The organism is Psychrobacter urativorans (assembly GCF_904846695.1).
Taxonomy (GTDB): domain Bacteria; phylum Pseudomonadota; class Gammaproteobacteria; order Pseudomonadales; family Moraxellaceae; genus Psychrobacter; species Psychrobacter urativorans.
In genome coordinates, this window is record NZ_CAJHBR010000001.1 from 374,413 (window position 1) to 392,011 (window position 17,599).

Below are 17,599 nucleotides of genomic sequence, written 5' to 3' on the forward strand. Positions count from 1 at the left end.
TTTGTAGAAAGTGAAGTCTGCGCACAAAAGATTAATCTGCCTATATCAGATTATACTTAACGCCCTAAAACCCTAAAACCTCCCGAGAATTTAAGGTAGAATAGCCGCCTGTTTTTGCTAAGTTTACTGACTCTTCATGCGTTTAAAATCTCTAAAACTAGCAGGGTTTAAATCCTTTGCTAACGCCACTACTTTTACTTTCCCGCGCGGCATCACTGCCATTGTCGGGCCAAACGGCTGTGGCAAATCGAACGTCATTGACGCTATTCGCTGGGTATTAGGCGAGACCTCCGCTAAGCAGCTACGTGGCGGCGCGATGAGCGATGTTATCTTTGCCGGTACACAAGACAAAGCTGCCAAAAGCATGGCTAGTGTCGAGCTTACCTTTGAGCATACTCAAGACGAGCATACTGGGATTCGCCATGAGTTTAACTTGTATCATGAGCTGTCTGTACGCCGGCAAGTGAACTTAGAAGGTCGTTCAGATTACTTTATAAACGGTACTCGTTGCCGTCGCCGTGATGTGGTCGATGTGTTTTTGGGCACTGGTCTTGGCGCTCGTAGTTATGCAGTGATCGAACAAGGTATGATTGGCCGAATTGTGGAGTCCAGCCCACTACAATTGCGTGAATTCATCGAAGAGGCAGCAGGAGTCTCACGCTACCAAGTACGACGTGCAGAAACTCAAAAAAAGCTTTCGATGACCCAAGACAATCTAGCCCGTCTGTATGATATGCAAAGCGAATTAGTACGCCAACAAAAATCGCTAGCAAAACAAGCAACTAGTGCGCAGCGTTATGAAGAGCTTGCCATAGCCCTAGCTGACATAAAGCAGCAACTGGCCATCCAACAGTTATACCAAGCCAAACAAACCCAGCAGCAGCATAAGCTAACTCATGAAAATAGTGCTGCTAGCGTAGCGACACTCCAAGCTGATTATGAGCGTATCAAAGCCAAGCAAGATAAGCTTAGCACTCGTATTAATCAAGAACAATGGCTCAAAGATGAGGCACAAAGCGCCCATTATCAGCAGCAGTTGAGCTATCAGCAAGCCGAGCAGCAGATTAATAACGCTCAAGCACAACTCCAGCAAATAGAGCAGCAGCTACTTAGTTTAGATAGCCAGCGCCAGCAAGCAATCGCTGAGAGTGAAACGTTACAGAGCCAACGAGATCAGCAGCAAGAAGCGTTAGCAGAGCTACGTCCGCAGCTGAGTAAGCTGACGGCTAAACGTGAGCGCTATAATCGTGATGAGCAGCCCTTAAAATGTGCTTTGTATGAGGCGCAAGATCAACAGTCACGGCTACAAGAGAGTGAGCGCAAGCTTGAGCAACAGCAAGCATTGAATGCTCAGTCTCAGCAGCGCCTGCAGCTAAGCCAAGATAAATGCAGCCGCCGTCAGCAAAATTGGCAGCTATTGTGGCAGCAGTTACAGCAGCCTGATACTGATAAAGGGACAATGCTATCAATAACCACGCTTAAAGAGCAGCTGCAACAGAACGCGCGGCAACAAGATAGCGTGGCAGAGCGACTGTCGGAGCTACAACCACAAGCTCGAACCTTGCAGCAGCAGTTAGCGGCACAGCAGGCTGAACTAATCAAGCAAGAAAAATCTCAAGCATCATTGGCTGGCGAGTACGATACCCTACATCAAATATTGCATCCTAAACCAGTCAAAAATCAGCAAAATTCGCTTATCCAAAGTAGTGATGCAAAAGATAAAGCAGCAAGTGCACTGCACCAGCCCTCGAAGCTAGCCATAGCTACTTTACGTGAGCAAATTGAGTTAACTGCTCAAGGTCAGCAATACGCACAGCGACTCGATAGCTTGTTGGCGATGTGGCTAGATAGCCATGTGCTAGTGACCGCTCAAGCAGATCAGTCGCACCTAACAGCGCCTAATGACAGTACAGCATCCAAAGCCAATTTAGGACAAACGCTTGAGCCTTATTTGGCAGAACTACTTAGCTATCAGCAGCACAATAGCCGCCAGCAGCTAAGTCATAGCTTGTGGCTGCCTACTAAGCAAACCCCTAAGCAAACGAATAAGCAGCAAAGCGTATTTGATGAGCTAGCAACCGATCTCAGCGCCAAGATTTTGCCTTTAGCTCAGTTGATAGCGCAGCCAGCTTTGGCGCTATGGCAGCAGTGTTATCTGTATCTCGCTGATGACAATGTTAACAGCGATAAAGCGAGTGCAGAGCTGGCGACTATTACTAAAGCATTACCGCCAACAGCACTAGTATTAACTACTGACGGTTGGATAATTAGTAGGTTAGGTAGTGTCAACCTCACTAAGGTTACAGCAGCACAAGACTCTAATGGCAGTGACCAAAACAATGAGCACAGTAACAGCCAGTTTTTGAGTCAACGTTTGCAGCAGCGTCAACGCTTACAGCAATTAGAGACGCTACTCGATGAATCCGATAGTCAAATTCTAACCCAGCAGCAGACGATCAAGCGTACCCAAGCTAATTACGATGCTTTGACGGTCAGTTTAGAAGAAACCCAGGCACAGGCTCAGCGCTTAACGCAAGATAACTATCGCCAACAGCAACAGTTGACTACCCAGCAAGCTGCCAATGAGCGCCAACAGGCGGAGGAGCAGCGCTTACAAGCTGACCAAGCATTACTGTTAGCCGAGCAGCAAGAATTAGCTCAAGAGCAAAAGGTATTAGATAGCGAAAAGCAGCAAATTGAGCATAGCTTGGTGGCACTAAGACCTAAATTAGAGGCAGCCCGAGCTAATAGTCAGCACTTACAGAATGAGCGTAACGAGTTAAACCGTAATCGCCAATTGGACGACAACGCTTGGCAGTCATTGCAGCTGACCGTACAAAAAGGTGAGATGCGTCTTGAGCATAGTACTGATAGTTTAGCGCGCGTCAATGCCGTATATGAGCAAGCCGTACAAAGCGAGCTGACCTTGCAAAAGCGCTTGCAAACTCATAACCAGCAACTACCTAACTTACAAGCAAAACTGCAAGCGGCGCAAACGACCCGTGATGAGCAGCAAGCATTATTGGCAGAACGTGAGACGGCATTAACGGCACTGAAACAAGACTATAGCCAACAGCAAATCGAATTAGATAAGTCGCAAACTCAATTGCAGACTCAGCAAAGCAAATTAGCTAGCCAAGCAACTGAACTGGCGCTTAGCGAGGCCCATTTGCAAGATAGTATTGAGCAGACTCAGGATGCTTTAGATAATTACTATCAAATTATTAATAAAAACAATCCACATAATTCGCCATCGACTGTCAGTGTCTCCAGTTTATTGACTGACTTTATTACCCACGAGCGCCGAGTGCGCCCAGATAAAATTACTGAATTACAAGCTGAGTCCACTAAGCTTACCCAGCAATTGAGTAGGATTGGCCCTGTTAATTTAGCAGCTATTGCTGAATTGGCACAAGTTAATGAGCGCTTAGCACCCTTGAACCAGCAGACCGAAGATATTGCCGCTAGCATGCAGACTTTGACGGAGGCGATTGCCTCTATTGATGAGACTACTAAGACCCTGTTTATGCAGACTCTCGATAATGTTAATAGTGAATTGGCTAAGCTATTTGCCAAAGTATTCGGCGGTGGTCAAGCCAGTTTGACGCTGAATTTGGAAGATATGCCAGCGGATACGGCTAAGTCGGAACAATGGCGAGCGGGGCTGACTTTAATGGCGCAGCCTAAAGGCAAGCGCAACAGTCGCTTGGCGGTATTATCCGGTGGCGAAAAGACCTTAACGGCTCTGAGTTTGATTTTTGCTATATTTAAGCAGCATCCAGCACCGTTTTGTGTGCTTGATGAAGTCGATGCTCCGCTTGATGATGCTAATGTAGGTCGATTCACTAGTCTAATTCATGAGCTTGCCGATGACCTACAGTTTATATTTATTAGCCATAACAAGCTGACTATGCAAATCGCTGATGAGCTTAAAGGGGTCACTATGCCGAGCGCTGGAATCTCGACACTAGTAAGCGTTTCATTGGATGAAGCTGAGCACTATGTGGATCTTTAGACAGGCTTAGCTCAATATTTATCACTAAAAAAACATTAATAGTTAGGTTTTGGTGTTTGATTTTGCAACTCAAGCTACCGGATAATGCTCTCATTATAAGGGTTACCAGCTATTAGTAACTAAATGCTAGTTAGTAAATTAGTAAATTAGTAACTGAGTTAGGAGCTGAGTTAGTAAGTAGGGTAGTATTAACCGCTTTTAAATTAGCAAAAATAAGTCTATTGCCTAGCAAGTAGTAAACTCTACTACCTAGAGTCAGCAAGCAGCGCAAGCTAAGGGCTGTACAAAGTGGTGACGGCATGGGATAGCCATGCTAAACTATTCCAATTTATACTTTGCAGTTTATTTTCATTTGTTATTGTTATTAGGATGTGTCTCTCATGACCGCTATTCAGTTTGTATTAATTGCCATTGCTGCATTTATCGTCTTTGCAGGGCTGTTTATGGTCATTCGTAGCTTTAAGCGTCGTCAAAACGCTGAAACTGCTGTCGTCGAGTACGATAAAAATGGCATTCCGATCATTCCTCGTCATGAGCGTAATGTAATCGATCAGCCAGACCTAGAAGATACCTTCGCTGGTGAAACCATTATTGGCCCTAACCGTGACTATCTAAATGCTGTTATTGTAGATGAGCCTTCGTCATCTGTTCATAGTACTGTGCATTCCACGCCATATGATACTGTCAAAGACAATACTCATAACGAAGACAGTATTGATGCCGCTGACTATGCTCGCTGGCAGGCTGAGCAGCAACTTGTTGATGATCCTGAGTTTGCGCATTTCTCTAATGAGCTAAATAATGAGGAGAGTGAGTATCAGTCAACTTACAGTGCGCAAGAGCCTGATGCCTTCTCTAGCTTAATGTCAGCGACGGATAGCTTAATGCCTACTATTGATACAGCAGAAGAGCCAAATTTCACTGATAATAGTCCTATTCTTGATCAGCATTTGCTGTCGCCAGTCGATCAAGCACAGAACGGTCCGCTCATTAATGCTAAAGATAATATTAATATTACTATCTTGCCGCACCAATATCGTGATCGCGCGCCTTCGATAGTTCGTGGCCGTGACTTGTTAACCCTTATTGATAAGTATGGCTTACGTTTTGGGGCGATGAATATGTTCCATCGCTATGAGCAAAAAGACGGTACTGGTATGCTGTGGTTTAGCATGATGGGTATTACTGATGATGGCATTGCGCCTTTTGATCCGCACAGTGTCGCAACTAATACTTATAACGGCGTAGTAGTGTTCTTATCGCTACCGCATCCACAAGCCTTGCGTAGTTTTGATAGTATGATGAGCATTGCCTATATGATGGCCAATGATTTGGATGCTATGATTCTTGATGAGAATAATCAGCAAATCACTACTGAATATAAGCAACAACTGCGTAATCAAGTACGTGATTACGTGTAGTCGCCCTTTATCTCTAAAAGCGGGTCATTAAAAGTTATTAAAAGCCCGCTCCGCTAAATCTTGAAATAGTCAATAAAGGGCAAATAGCCTAACTTTTCATAGCAAGTCTGATGATAAAAGTTATGTTATTTGCCCTTATCAATACTTAATCAATGCTCACAAAAACAGCCAAACTTGTTATTATATCGGTATCTTGAACAGCGAAGACACCGACTATGACTGACTCTATCCGACCGACTTCTTCTCCAGCAATTCCTGCGCAAATCACTACTTCACAAAACAGCCAAAATACTGTTAATAGTGACCTTGCTACTCGTCCTGCAAATGATGATGTGATTATTGCTAAGATGCGCACACTTATTAAGGCGCTGCAAACCCATAATAATGCTTACTACGTACTCGATAATCCCGTTTTAGAAGATAGCGAATACGATCAATTACGCTTGTCTCTGATTGAGATTGAAGAAGCCTATCCTGATTTAGTGCAACCAGACAGCCCCATCAATCAAGTTGGTGATATTCCCCTATCAGCTTTCACTCAAGTGACTCATGATATACCAATGCTATCGCTAGGTAATGTCTTTGAGTACGATGATTTGCGTGAATTTATGCGCCGAGTCAATGATCGTCTCAGTGATGCACAACAGAACCCTGAATATGAAATAGAGCTCAAGCTGGATGGTCTAGCGGTCTCATTAAAATACGTTTATGGACAGTTTGTGCAGGCGGTCACTCGTGGTGATGGGCAGACTGGCGAGGATATTACTCAAAACGCTAAGACCATTCGTAACTTACCTTTATGGTTAGCCGATGCTGCTGATATTGAGTTGTTAGAAGTACGGGGCGAAGTGTTAATGCCGAAAGCTGGCTTTGAGCGTCTCAATCGTTTGGCGCAACAGAAGGAAGAAAAAGTCTTTGCCAATCCTCGTAATGCCGCTGCTGGTAGTTTACGCCAGCTCGACCCCGCTATAGCTGCCAGTCGTCCATTGGCATTTTATGGCTATTCGGTCAATCAAGGCTTGCCAGATACAATTGAAACCCAGTCAGCAGCACTAGCATGGATCAAAGCGCTCGGTTTTACAGTCAGTGCCGTTGAAGTAGTGGCTGATCCCCGCGCAGCACAAGCTTACTATGAGTCTATCATTGAGACTCGAGCTGACTTGCCGTTTGAGATTGATGGGACGGTAATCAAAGTTAATAGCTTAGCACTACAGCAACAGCTTGGCTTTTTATCACGTGAACCACGTTGGGCTACTGCCTATAAGTTTCCGGCCGAAACGGTGATGACTCGCTTGCAATCTATCGACTGGCAAGTGGGGCGTACTGGTCAGATTACCCCTGTTGGTAAGCTGGAGCCAGTCAAAGTTGGTGGCGTCACGGTCAGCAATGTCACTTTACATAATTTCGGTGAGATTCAGCGCCTCGATGTGCGTGCTGGTGATATGGTCAGCGTCCATCGTGCTGGTGATGTTATCCCTAAAGTTACTCGAGTTTGGCATGAGCAACGCCCAGCAGATAGCGAGCCAGTACTGCTACCATCTACTTGTCCGGTATGCGATTCGCCAGTAGTGCTACCCGAAGGTGAAGCATTAGCACGCTGTACGGGTGGTCTCTTCTGTCCGGCGCAACAGCAAGAAGCCTTGATTCATTTCGTCTCACGTCGGGCTATGGATATCGATGGTTTAGGCGAGCGTTGGCTGATTAGTTTCTTTGAGCATGGACTAGTCAAGACTGTCGCTGATATCTATCAGTTGCATCAGCATCAAGAGCAGATGATTACTTTTGAAAAGATGGGTGAAAAGTCAGTACAGAATATCATTGCCGCCATTGAGGCCAGCAAACATACGACGCTAGCTCGCTTTATCTATGCGCTCGGTATTCGTGGGGTAGGTGAAGGCACTGCCCAGAGCTTTGCCCAGCAATTTGGCGATCTTGATAGCTTGATGGCTGCTGATATCGAGACCCTTATCCAAACCCCTGATGTTGGTACTATAACTGCTGAGCTGGCGTATAAATTCTTCCGTGCCCCGCATAATATCGAGGTCATTAATGCCTTGCTGGCAGCTGGTATATATTGGGATAAAGTGGAACACAAAGCATCTAGCGATTTACCGCTTGATGGTCAGACGTGGGTAATCACTGGGGCACTGGCAAGCATGGCTCGTGATGAGGCGAAGGCTAAGCTACAAGCGCTAGGCGCAAAAGTATCGGGTAGTATTTCGGCAAAAACTACGGCGCTGCTGGCTGGAGAAAAGGCGGGTTCGAAGATGGCCAAAGCGGAGAAGTTAGGAGTTAAGGTGGTTGGTGAGGATGAGTTTTTGGCGATATTAGATGAGTGATATATCTTGAAGTCAGCTTGATTCACAGCTTTTAATGTAGGGTGCGCCTCGCGCACCGTTTGAGAGTCGGGTTTTGAAATTTAAAAGGATTATTTGATAAATAATTAAATGTGAAATAATTTGTTTAAAGAAGTAGATTTGATTTACTGTTTAACACTTATATATTAGTGTGCTGAGCGTAATCTACAAATAGCTATTTTTATACTCTTCAGGAATATAAACTGGTGATAGCTTATCTACATTTTCTTGAATCAAAGCAATCCTATTCTTACTAGAAATAATTGGAAATTTTTCAATATCAATAGCTTTTAAATTATCGTTTTCTACCATATTCTCAGAAATATAGTTTATGTATTCTTGACTTGAGAAACAGATTTTAAAAATATTTTTGTTCAAAAGGTCAGTCAATACTTCTGTATCATCCGAACTTTTAATATGAATTAGTCTGTTTCTAATATCTAACAGCTCAATTAAATCAGACCAAAAACTCATCTGTTTAATCTGTGGCACCTGATATATATCTGTTACTATTAGATTTATCTTTTCTTTCCAGGATATGTACCTTTCAATTTGTTCTTTATTATAAACCTCTGTTTTTCTTGGAGTTGTTTTGCTCCATATGAAATCGTTAGGTATTGATAGGTTAATAAATGTTTCTAAAGCTGTGAAGCTAAATATAATAGCTTTTTGGGCATGTTCGATAAAGTTGTAAACTTCTAATGTATGTTCTATCAATAAGTTATTTATAGATCCGTCATCAAGCTTCTGTTTAGAATGTAAGTTCTGAATTTTACTATTTAATGCTTTAATTTCTATCAAAGCTTCGTTTGCAATATTGATTTGTAAAGCAACCATACTTGGAGTAATGAACCTTACCTTATTGTTTTTGATATCTACTTCTTCAATACCTCTAGAAAGAAATTTGTAGTCTTTAATGTCATTTGGCACCAGTATTTTTGGAGGAAGAAATCTCATATCTACAAGCTCTAATGAGTTCTCGTCAAATTTAGATATAAGAACCATTCTCTTAGTTTTCGTTTCCATATTTTTACTCAATTTTAAGGTTGATATTGATAGCTGAGTAGGGTGCGCCCCGCGCACCATTAAATATTACTCTAACCTATCCGAAAAACTCTCTGAAAAATCAATCAAATTCTCACCCCAATCTGCCGAATAATTACCAACTTTCAAATAACGGTGAAAGCTTGAATACGGCCAATCTATTGCTCTTTTAACCAATCCATGTTTAAAAGGGTTATAGTGTATGTAATCCATATATTTTAGAAAATCTGCTTCATTTTTAATCTGATGCTCAAAGAATCGACGCTGCCATATTCCTCTCTCATTCCTACTAACCTTTGAATGGCTCAACTCATGTGTTGGCAAATGATACTGCGGACAAGCTTGTGTCGTTAGTCGTTTTATCTGTGACCAACGCATACTATAACCTGCATCGTTTTCAGGCATCTGCCAAATGCAATGCAAATGATCAGGCAATTGTACCCATGCAATAATTTCAAAAGGATATTGTTGTTGAATGAGTTTTATACTATTTCTAAGAGCTTGTAAAAAGTCCTCGTTGCAGAGTATTTGTCTTCGATTATAAGATACCAATGTAAAAAAATAGGCAGCGCCCTCTGTGTATGAGCGGATATATTGCGGCATTTCAAATTTCCCTTATAGAAATATTTTTAAATGCTGTCAATGTGCAAAGTTTTTCAAATATCATTGGTGCGCGGGGCGCACCCTACAATTTACATAACTAGATTAAGGTTTCTATTTTATAGACTAGTCTTTCACCCTAACTCCCCACATGAGGATCAACCTCACTCTTCACCCCATCAGGCACAATCTCAATCGGTAATATCAGTCCTTTAGCAAACTCTTCTTCAAAGACATAATCATAGCGACTGGCAGCGATATCAGCAGTGGTATGGACGACTAGCTTAGCATCTTTGCCATCAGTGACTTCATGAGAAGTATAGCTAGTATCCAATTGATCAAGCACCTTAGATAAGGCCTCATTACTAGCCATGCCTACAGTGAGATTATACTGAGCAGTGGGTTTATCTACTTTGAAATAATCAGCGTAATTTTGAACGTTTTGGCTATCCAGGGCAAAAGGGAATTTATAGCTAGCAAGATCAGCAGGTTCCTCTTCAAATCTCAATAAATAACTTCAAACCCTCACCAACTCCATTAATGGCTCAAACGAGTAAAGTGCAGGTCGTCTACCAGAGGATTCTTCAATTTGACTGATAATGCCTTCATCCAATAAGAGTCTCGTAAACCTTGAAGCGGTTGCCGCAGGAATACCGCTCTGGTTAGTAAACTTATTGTTACGAAATACAGGGTTAGTAAACACAAAGTCTAGAGCAATAACACTCCATTTTGAGGATAATATATCAGCGAAACGTTGTTTCATATCTTCATACAAAGCCTGAATATCTTCAGCGATTTTCAGATTTCTAATCGATTGCTTCTCCACGGCTTCTAGGAAGAAAGCACACCAATTATCCCAGTTATTATATTGTGAGACTTCCCTCATCATATCTATGTATCTGTTTTTGTTCTCTTCAAAGTAACCACTGATATAAAAATACGGAGCAGAAATAGTACCCGCTTGCCATAACATTAAAGTAATTAGCATACGACCTATGCGTCCATTGCCGTCTTTAAAAGGATGTAAAGCTTCAAACTCTACATGAGTAAGCGCAGCCTTTATTAAAGAAGGGTCCTGACTAGATTCTATATATTCAAAAAGGTTTTCCAGACCGTCGGTTAATCTCTCAGGCGTAATCGGCACAAATAATATGGTTCGCTTATAACGATCCGCTAAATAGTTCTGCTCAGTTTTAAACTCGCCTGGAGATTTAGTTGCGCCACGTCCAAAAGACAATAGACGTTGATGAATAGTTTTAAGCATAGATTGGGACATAGGATAGCCATCTATCAGCGCTTCTTGTGCAGCTTTCAAAGCTCTTTGATAAAGAATAGTCTCTACAACTTCAGACCTTACGCTAGAGGTGATAGTGCTATCATTCTCATAGTCTGCTTCAAACTTTAAAATCTCATCCATTGTACTAACGGTTCCCTCCATTCTAGAAGAGATAACCGCTTCTTGATTCCGTAGGGGTGCCAGCAGTATTTCACTATTATGCATGTTCTTGAGCATTTGATCATAGCGGGCAATAGCATCAGTAGCTTTGATTAGTTCATTGACAAACTCGCCATAATTAAGGTTTGTAGGCGGAAACTTGTCATAATGATAGGTAACAGCGTCAGTCAAATCTAAAGGCATAATAGTGGCCAATTTAAGTAATAGATTGTTTGGTTGTTTAAGTTTCAAAACTTTATCAATGTGAGCGTCTACATCACTTGCTATAAATATAGTTATAACGAAATATTTTGACTCTCACATTCTATCTAATCTGATAGACAAGCTGTATAGGGGTTAATATATATACCTTAAATGTTTTTGTCTATCAAATTCTGTAAGAAGTGAGCGACAAGTTATCGTATTTTTTAAATCCTAAGACCCTGCATGCGGATCACTCTCAATTTTGATACCATCAGGCTTAATCTCAATAGGCAATACCAGCCCTTTAGCGAAGTCTTCTTCAAACACATAATCGTAGCTACTGGCATCGATATCAGCAGTAGTATGAATGACTAGTTTAGTTTTCTCGCCATCAGTGACTTCATGAGAAGTATAGCTAGTATCCAATTGATCAAGCACCTTAGATAAGGCCTCATTACTAGCCATGCCTACAGTGAGATTATACTGAGCAGTGGGTTTATCTACTTTGAAATAATCAGCGTAATTTTGAACGTTTTGACTATCCAAGGCAAAAGGGAATTTATAGCTAGCAAGATCAGCAGGTTTTTCTTTAGTCGCTACCTTCGACCAGTCAACGGCAGTCGCCGGCGTATTGATATCTGCTGTGCTAGAGGCTGCTTGTTCGGTAGCTACCGCTTTGGTATCGGGGACAGTCTCGGTAGTTTCAGAGCGCTTATCACAGCCTAATAGCGTTGCAGTACTGGCTATTGTTATTATCATCATAGTTGCTAAACGCTTGGCCATCGATTGATCCTTTTAATAATATTACAGTTGCCATTATTGTCGCATAATTAATGCTGACTAAGGCTAATTTGATAGCCATTACACCCTTTAATTATTCAGATAGCCATAAAAAAACAGCCACCGTTAGATGACTGTTTTATCTATCTACTATCACTCACTGATAGTATTATAAATGCTAACTTAGATTTTACAATTTACTTGATATTCTTTACCATCTGCCCATTTCATGGCCAAAATACCTTTATCATCCTGCATGTGCCACGCATAGATCACTTCTGGATTTGATTCATTAACGTAGCTTGCAGTATTGCCTTGAACATCACCGTTTAATAGGATTGGCTGTTGTGACCAACCAACTTTTGGTAAAGTTGCAGTGACCATAACTTGCTGTTTATTGATAGATTGTTTGGCCATTACTTGACTGTTATCAGTACAAGTATAACGGGCTGGAGCCATGCGGTCATAAGCGAGAGTAGTAACACTTTCAGATGGTACTGTTGTTGGGGTGCTAGGAGCAGGGGTCATAGTCGAACAAGCACCCAATAGAGCGATAGCTGGTACGGCAGTAGCCAATTTAATTAAAGTATTCATGCGTTTCTCCGAAAGTATGGTCATTTGAATCTAAGTCTTGTAGCATTAATGCGTTAAATGCATCGCAGCCATAATAACTAAAACTAACCCGACTAAATGTTAGAAATTGTTCCGAGTTGTTAGCTTGGTTACTCAAATGCTGACTAATGTAATTATTCAGTTAAGCTAATAAATGGCAATAAAAAACACATAACACTGGTAAGATATTATGCGTTTTTTATACCGTTAAATGATCTAACTAGGTAGCTATATCAACTAACCACCTTATTTTGTCTTACGTGGTGGTAAACCAGTATGCTGCGTCTGGAAGTTACCCTTACTCACACGCTTTTTGACGTTTTTAACCGCAGCGTTATTGTTTGCTGAGTCATTAGTATCTGTACCAGTAGCATTATTATTGCCACGGCGTTTAACAGAATCATTACCTACACGACTGTTCTTCTTACGCGCTGATTGATAGCTGTCTTGTGCGGCATCGCGGCCTTCTAAGCTGGCGTTGAATGGCGGTATTAAGCAGCCTCTATTCTTACCAATCAAATCGCTACGACCCATATCTTGTAGCGCTTTACGTAATAGTACCCAGTTCTTAGGATCATGATAACGTAGGAAGGCTTTATGCAGTTTACGCTGCTTGCCAGACTTGACGATATCCATATCCCCTTCATCACGACTGATCTTACGTAGCGGGTCTTTATGGGTATGATACATCGTCGTTGCTGTCGCCATCGGACTAGGATAAAAAGCTTGCACTTGGTCAGCACGATAGCCGTAGCTCTTAAGCCATAGCGCCAAGTTCATCATGTCTTCATCTTTAGTACCTGGATGTGCGGCGATGAAATAAGGGATAAGGTACTGCTCTTTACCAGCCTCGGCGCTAAACTGCTCAAACATCGCTTTAAATTTATCGTATGAGCCCATGCCAGGCTTCATCATCTTCGATAGCACTGCTTCTTCTGAATGTTCAGGAGCGATTTTCAGGTAACCACCGACATGGTGAGTCACTAGCTCTTTGACGTATTCAGGGTCTTTTACCGCTAAGTCATAACGTAAACCCGAGGCGATAAGAATCTTTTTCACCCCTTTAATATCACGAGCTTTGCGATAGAGTTTAGTCAGATTACTATGGTCAGTGATTAGGTTTTCGCAGACATCAGGATAGACACAAGAAGGCTTACGACAGTTCTTCTCGATAGTCTCATCTTTACAGCTTAGACGATACATATTCGCTGTTGGGCCGCCTAAATCAGAGATAACCCCTGTAAAGTTAGGCGCTGTATCACGAATAGCTTCCACTTCACGTAGGATAGACTCTTCAGAACGGTTCTGAATAATACGACCTTCGTGCTCAGTAATAGAACAAAAAGTGCAACCGCCAAAACAGCCACGCATGATGTTGACTGAGAATTTGATCATGTCATAAGCGGGGATGCGTGCATTGCCATAACTTGGATGCGGCAGACGTGCATAAGGCAAGTCAAACACATAATCCATCTCTTCGGTCGATAGCGGAATCGGCGGCGGGTTAAGCCAGACATCGATTGACGTATGGGAGTTACCAGCACCACTACTGTGGCGTTGCACTAAAGCGCGAGCATTACCCGGATTGGTTTCCAAATGCAAGATACGGTTAGCGTGAGCATAAAGTACTGGATCTGACTTCACATGCTCATAATCAGGGAGACGAATAACCGTTTGCTCACGAGCTGGCATTTTAATTTTATGTTTGCGCGCGGTTTGTGGTTTATCGAAACCACGCATTTGTACTACTTGCGTCTCTTCATCAACTTGATCAGCGTTAAGCACTTTATTAGTGACAGGTTCAGACACAAATCCCTGATACTGAGCGGACATGGATTGTCCCACAGGAGAGTCGCTAGGCTTATTCTGTTCAATTGAGCACTGGTCTAAGTCTTCAGTCATGACATAAGGGTTGATAATCGGATCAACGCGACCGACAGTATCAACATCGTTACTGATCACTTCGATCATATCGGCTTGCCAGTGACGGCGACTAGGGGTCAATAAGTAGCAAGTGCCACGTAGCTTACTCATTTGCTCAAGGGTATAGCCTTTTGACAGGCCATGCACCACGTCGACAATAGCGCGTTCAGCGTTACCATACAATAAGACGTCGGCACGGGCATCTAGCAAGATACTACGGCGCACTTTGTCTGACCAGTAGTCATAATGAGCGATACGGCGCAAGCTACCTTCGATACCTCCTAAGATAATAGGCACATCTGGATAGGCTTCACGGCAGCGCTGGCTATAAACGATAGCAGCACGGTCAGGACGTTTGTCAGCGACATTACCTGGTGAGTAAGCATCATCACTACGAATCTTACGATCAGCAGTGTAGCGATTGATCATACTATCCATGTTGCCCGCCGTCACACCATAAGCGTAGACTGGCTTGCCGAGTTCCATAAAGGCATCTTTGCTCTTCCAATCTGGCTGAGCAATGATACCGACTCGGAAGCCTTGCGCCTCTAATAAACGGCCAATAATCGCCATGCCAAAGCTAGGGTGGTCAACATAAGCATCGCCGGATATGATAATCACGTCGCATGCATCCCATCCCAGAGCATCCATTTCAGCACGATTCATCGGCAAAAAGGGCGCAGGCTCATAGCAGCTCGCCCAATGTTTATCATAGTCGTAAAGGGGCTTAGTGCCTTGTTTAAAGGCGGTGCGGGCGATGGTATCGGCAGACATGGGCAGACCTATTTATTAATGCTAATTTAAAGGCGCTCATTTTAACATGAATTGTATTCATGATGCGACTTATTGAGCGTTATGATTTATGATAAGTTGTTGATAGCGTGGAGTAATCCAATTACAGTCTGTGAATAAAACGCGGGTGTTTTGATTGCTTTATGTCATAAAAAATGCTCCTATAAAAAACACTATTATAAAAATAAAACCATTCAGCCTATGGTTTTAGAATAAATGATGTAGCGACTTCTGTGCATCAGATTAAGGGGAGTAATATGCTTGCCATGATTTTATTGGTTTTTTTTATGCCGTTAGTCACAGTTATTCATTTGATAGCGACAATCAGTTTTCAAAGAAATGGCTTATATAAAAGTAAATCATTCACTATCAAGCATCTAGTAGTTGCACTTTTGTTTCCGATAGCGGGCATGGCGTTAATCACTTTTGAATACATAATCAATCTGCGGCTAGGCGGTATTGATGTGGAGTCGTATTTACTCATTTTATCGCCTTATGCACTGCTAACCTTAATTTTTGCCACTCCTTATTTTCTTCATTTATGGGCAGTCAAAAAATCCTAATATTATCCATCACCTAGTAGCTGTCAGCAGTTATTAACAATGGTTATTAATCTAAATAAATCTTCGTACCACTCTTGGTAAAGTTCATCACAAACTGACTTTTAAAATTGCGTACATTGTTTTCGTAAGTGAGTAGACTGCGGGTAAATTGATGATAGTCGCTCATATTCTTCGCACTGACCATAAGCATAAAGTCAGCATCGCCAGATACTTCATAACAGCTCATCACTTGCGCTTGGGCGTTCATTAAGCGCTCGAATCGATGCTGCATAGAGTTATTGGAGCGCTCCATTTCTACCATCACTACGGCCGTCAAGCTATAGCCAACTTTATTAGGGTCGACGATAGCCACTTGCTTAGTAATCACCCCGTTATCTATTAGAGCTTGCACCCGACGTTGCGCAGTAGCGATAGAAACATTGACGTGTTCTGCAACGGTTTTTAACGGTAGGGTGGCGTCATCTTGCAGCAAATTCAAAATGGCTTTATCAGTATTGTCTAATGGCTGGAGCATAAGGCTGATCTCTAAGAGTATAAATAATGAATAATGAATGGGATTAAACGAATCAAACTACGAACATATTTGGCTTAATTATAGAACTATTATCACTATAAGTTATAAAGTAAGAATTTATTGATATTTTAATCGATATTAAGATAAATATGTTCATATTTAATCCAATATAGAAATATTTTTTCACAGGCTAGCTATAAACTACTCCTTATCAACCCTACTTCTCGCTCAAAAATAATAGTAATAGCGATCATGAAGTAGTTTTTAACTGCTAATGCCACTCAAGGTGCCTTATGTTTACTTCAACCTTAGCTAACACTGTAGCCTCAACGCTGTCACGCTTACCGATGCCAGCGATGTGGACCACGGGTAGTGCACAGCAGCGCACTTTAATGATGGGCGTAGCGCTAGCGGTATTGTCCAATCTGCTATTCGGAGTACTCTATGCTTACAGTATCTTTTTGGCACCGCTATCAGGGACACAAGTTTTTATCTGGCGTATGCTGGCGATGTGGGCGGCGCTGATAGGTTACTTAGTGATTAGTGGGGGTTTGAGTACTCATATTGCTAAATTGAGGAGCTTAGGCTCAGTTAAGCAGTGGGCATGGTTACTGTTACCAACACCGATATTTTTGAGTCAGTTTTGGTTGTTTATGTGGGCACCAGTGAACGGCCAAGGCGTACAAACCGCTATGGGGTATTTCTTATTTCCGTTAATGATGGTGGTGTTCGGTTGTGTGCTATTCGGTGAGAAATTAAGCCGCTTGCAGTGGTTAGCCGTTGCTTTTGCCGCTTTAGGTGTAGGTAGTGAAATTATACGTACGCAAAGCGTCTCTTGGGCAACTCTGTGGGTATGTGGTACTTATCCTATGTATTATATTCTGCGTCGCTTGCAAGGCATTGGGGCGGTAACCGGCCTACTGATTGATTTGACTATCTTTGTACCCTTTGCACTCGGTTATTTGGTGTTCTTTGAACCAAGTAGTTTAGGCCTAGTATCTGGATCTTGGTTCTTTATAGCTATGCTGGCAGGCCTTGGTGTTTTGAGCGTCTTAGCAATGAAAACTAACGTCGATGCCAGTCAAATGTTGCCAGTAAACGTCTATGGCATGATGAGTTATTTGGAGCCGGCATTGTTATTTATCTTGGCGATAACTGTACTGGGAAATCCATTTGAATCTGCGATGATATATAGCTATGGTTTGATCTGGTTAGGTATTGGGTTTTTGATTATTCACGGTATTCGCCAACTGCGCCGCGCCCGTAAACCGCAGCAACAGCCTACAGTCTCGCAAGCGGTCTAGGTTTAGCGGCTATTTATTGAATAATATTAGTTAAA

Annotated in this window: 13 protein-coding genes; 5 read left to right on the forward strand and 8 right to left on the reverse strand. The window is 42.3% G+C overall.

Going from position 1 to position 17,599, the window contains the following annotated elements:
• The first annotated feature begins 136 nt into the window (after window positions 1–136).
• From JMY09_RS01550 to ligA, 3 genes are all read left to right on the forward strand, one after another.
• Window positions 137–4,015 (forward strand): AAA family ATPase, encoded by a 3,879-nt coding sequence (locus tag JMY09_RS01550; RefSeq protein ID WP_201621815.1) that lies wholly within the window; start codon window positions 137–139, stop codon window positions 4,013–4,015.
• A gap of 380 nt (window positions 4,016–4,395) precedes the next feature.
• Complete coding sequence (locus JMY09_RS01555) at window positions 4,396–5,436, forward strand: cell division protein ZipA C-terminal FtsZ-binding domain-containing protein (RefSeq protein ID WP_201621816.1); 1,041 nt, start codon at window positions 4,396–4,398, stop codon at window positions 5,434–5,436.
• A gap of 215 nt (window positions 5,437–5,651) precedes the next feature.
• Entirely contained in the window at window positions 5,652–7,775 is a 2,124-nt protein-coding gene (gene ligA / locus JMY09_RS01560; protein ID WP_201621817.1) for an NAD-dependent DNA ligase LigA, read from the forward strand.
• 183 nt (window positions 7,776–7,958) lie between these two features.
• On the opposite strand, the gene JMY09_RS01565 is transcribed toward ligA, so the two are convergent.
• The 7 genes from JMY09_RS01565 to JMY09_RS01595 all read right to left on the reverse strand — a co-directional run bounded on the left by JMY09_RS01565 (window position 7,959) and on the right by JMY09_RS01595 (window position 15,165).
• Entirely contained in the window at window positions 7,959–8,819 is an 861-nt protein-coding gene (locus tag JMY09_RS01565; protein WP_201621818.1) for a hypothetical protein, read from the reverse strand.
• Window positions 8,820–8,885: 66 nt separating this feature from the next.
• The gene (locus tag JMY09_RS01570) at window positions 8,886–9,440 is read right to left on the reverse strand and encodes an REP-associated tyrosine transposase (protein ID WP_201621819.1); all 555 of its coding nucleotides are present in this window, start codon (window positions 9,438–9,440) and stop codon (window positions 8,886–8,888) included.
• 136 nt (window positions 9,441–9,576) lie between these two features.
• Window positions 9,577–9,945 carry a hypothetical protein gene (locus tag JMY09_RS01575; RefSeq protein ID WP_227677100.1) on the reverse strand — a complete coding sequence of 123 codons (369 nt, stop codon included), beginning with the start codon at window positions 9,943–9,945 and terminating at the stop codon, window positions 9,577–9,579.
• A gap of 9 nt (window positions 9,946–9,954) precedes the next feature.
• Window positions 9,955–11,124 carry a Fic family protein gene (locus tag JMY09_RS01580; protein WP_265087984.1) on the reverse strand — a complete coding sequence of 390 codons (1,170 nt, stop codon included), beginning with the start codon at window positions 11,122–11,124 and terminating at the stop codon, window positions 9,955–9,957.
• A gap of 183 nt (window positions 11,125–11,307) precedes the next feature.
• Window positions 11,308–11,859, reverse strand: a complete 552-nt coding sequence (locus JMY09_RS01585) for a hypothetical protein (RefSeq protein WP_201621820.1) — start codon at window positions 11,857–11,859, stop codon at window positions 11,308–11,310.
• A 180-nt stretch (window positions 11,860–12,039) separates the two neighbouring features.
• Window positions 12,040–12,450, reverse strand: coding sequence for a hypothetical protein (locus JMY09_RS01590; RefSeq protein ID WP_201621821.1), 411 nt, complete (start codon window positions 12,448–12,450; stop codon window positions 12,040–12,042).
• Between the two features lie 264 nt (window positions 12,451–12,714).
• The gene (locus JMY09_RS01595) at window positions 12,715–15,165 is read right to left on the reverse strand and encodes a YgiQ family radical SAM protein (protein WP_201621822.1); all 2,451 of its coding nucleotides are present in this window, start codon (window positions 15,163–15,165) and stop codon (window positions 12,715–12,717) included.
• A gap of 275 nt (window positions 15,166–15,440) precedes the next feature.
• Here JMY09_RS01595 and JMY09_RS01600 point away from each other — a divergent pair, with 275 nt between their 5' ends.
• Window positions 15,441–15,746 carry a hypothetical protein gene (locus JMY09_RS01600; RefSeq protein ID WP_201621823.1) on the forward strand — a complete coding sequence of 102 codons (306 nt, stop codon included), beginning with the start codon at window positions 15,441–15,443 and terminating at the stop codon, window positions 15,744–15,746.
• Between the two features lie 46 nt (window positions 15,747–15,792).
• On the opposite strand, the gene JMY09_RS01605 is transcribed toward JMY09_RS01600, so the two are convergent.
• On the reverse strand, window positions 15,793–16,260 hold the full coding sequence (locus JMY09_RS01605) for an Lrp/AsnC family transcriptional regulator (protein ID WP_201621824.1): 468 nt from the start codon (window positions 16,258–16,260) through the stop codon (window positions 15,793–15,795).
• A 293-nt stretch (window positions 16,261–16,553) separates the two neighbouring features.
• Between JMY09_RS01605 and JMY09_RS01610 the strand changes: the two genes are divergently transcribed.
• Complete coding sequence (locus JMY09_RS01610; protein ID WP_201621825.1) at window positions 16,554–17,564, forward strand: EamA family transporter; 1,011 nt, start codon at window positions 16,554–16,556, stop codon at window positions 17,562–17,564.
• Window positions 17,565–17,599 lie beyond the last annotated feature (35 nt).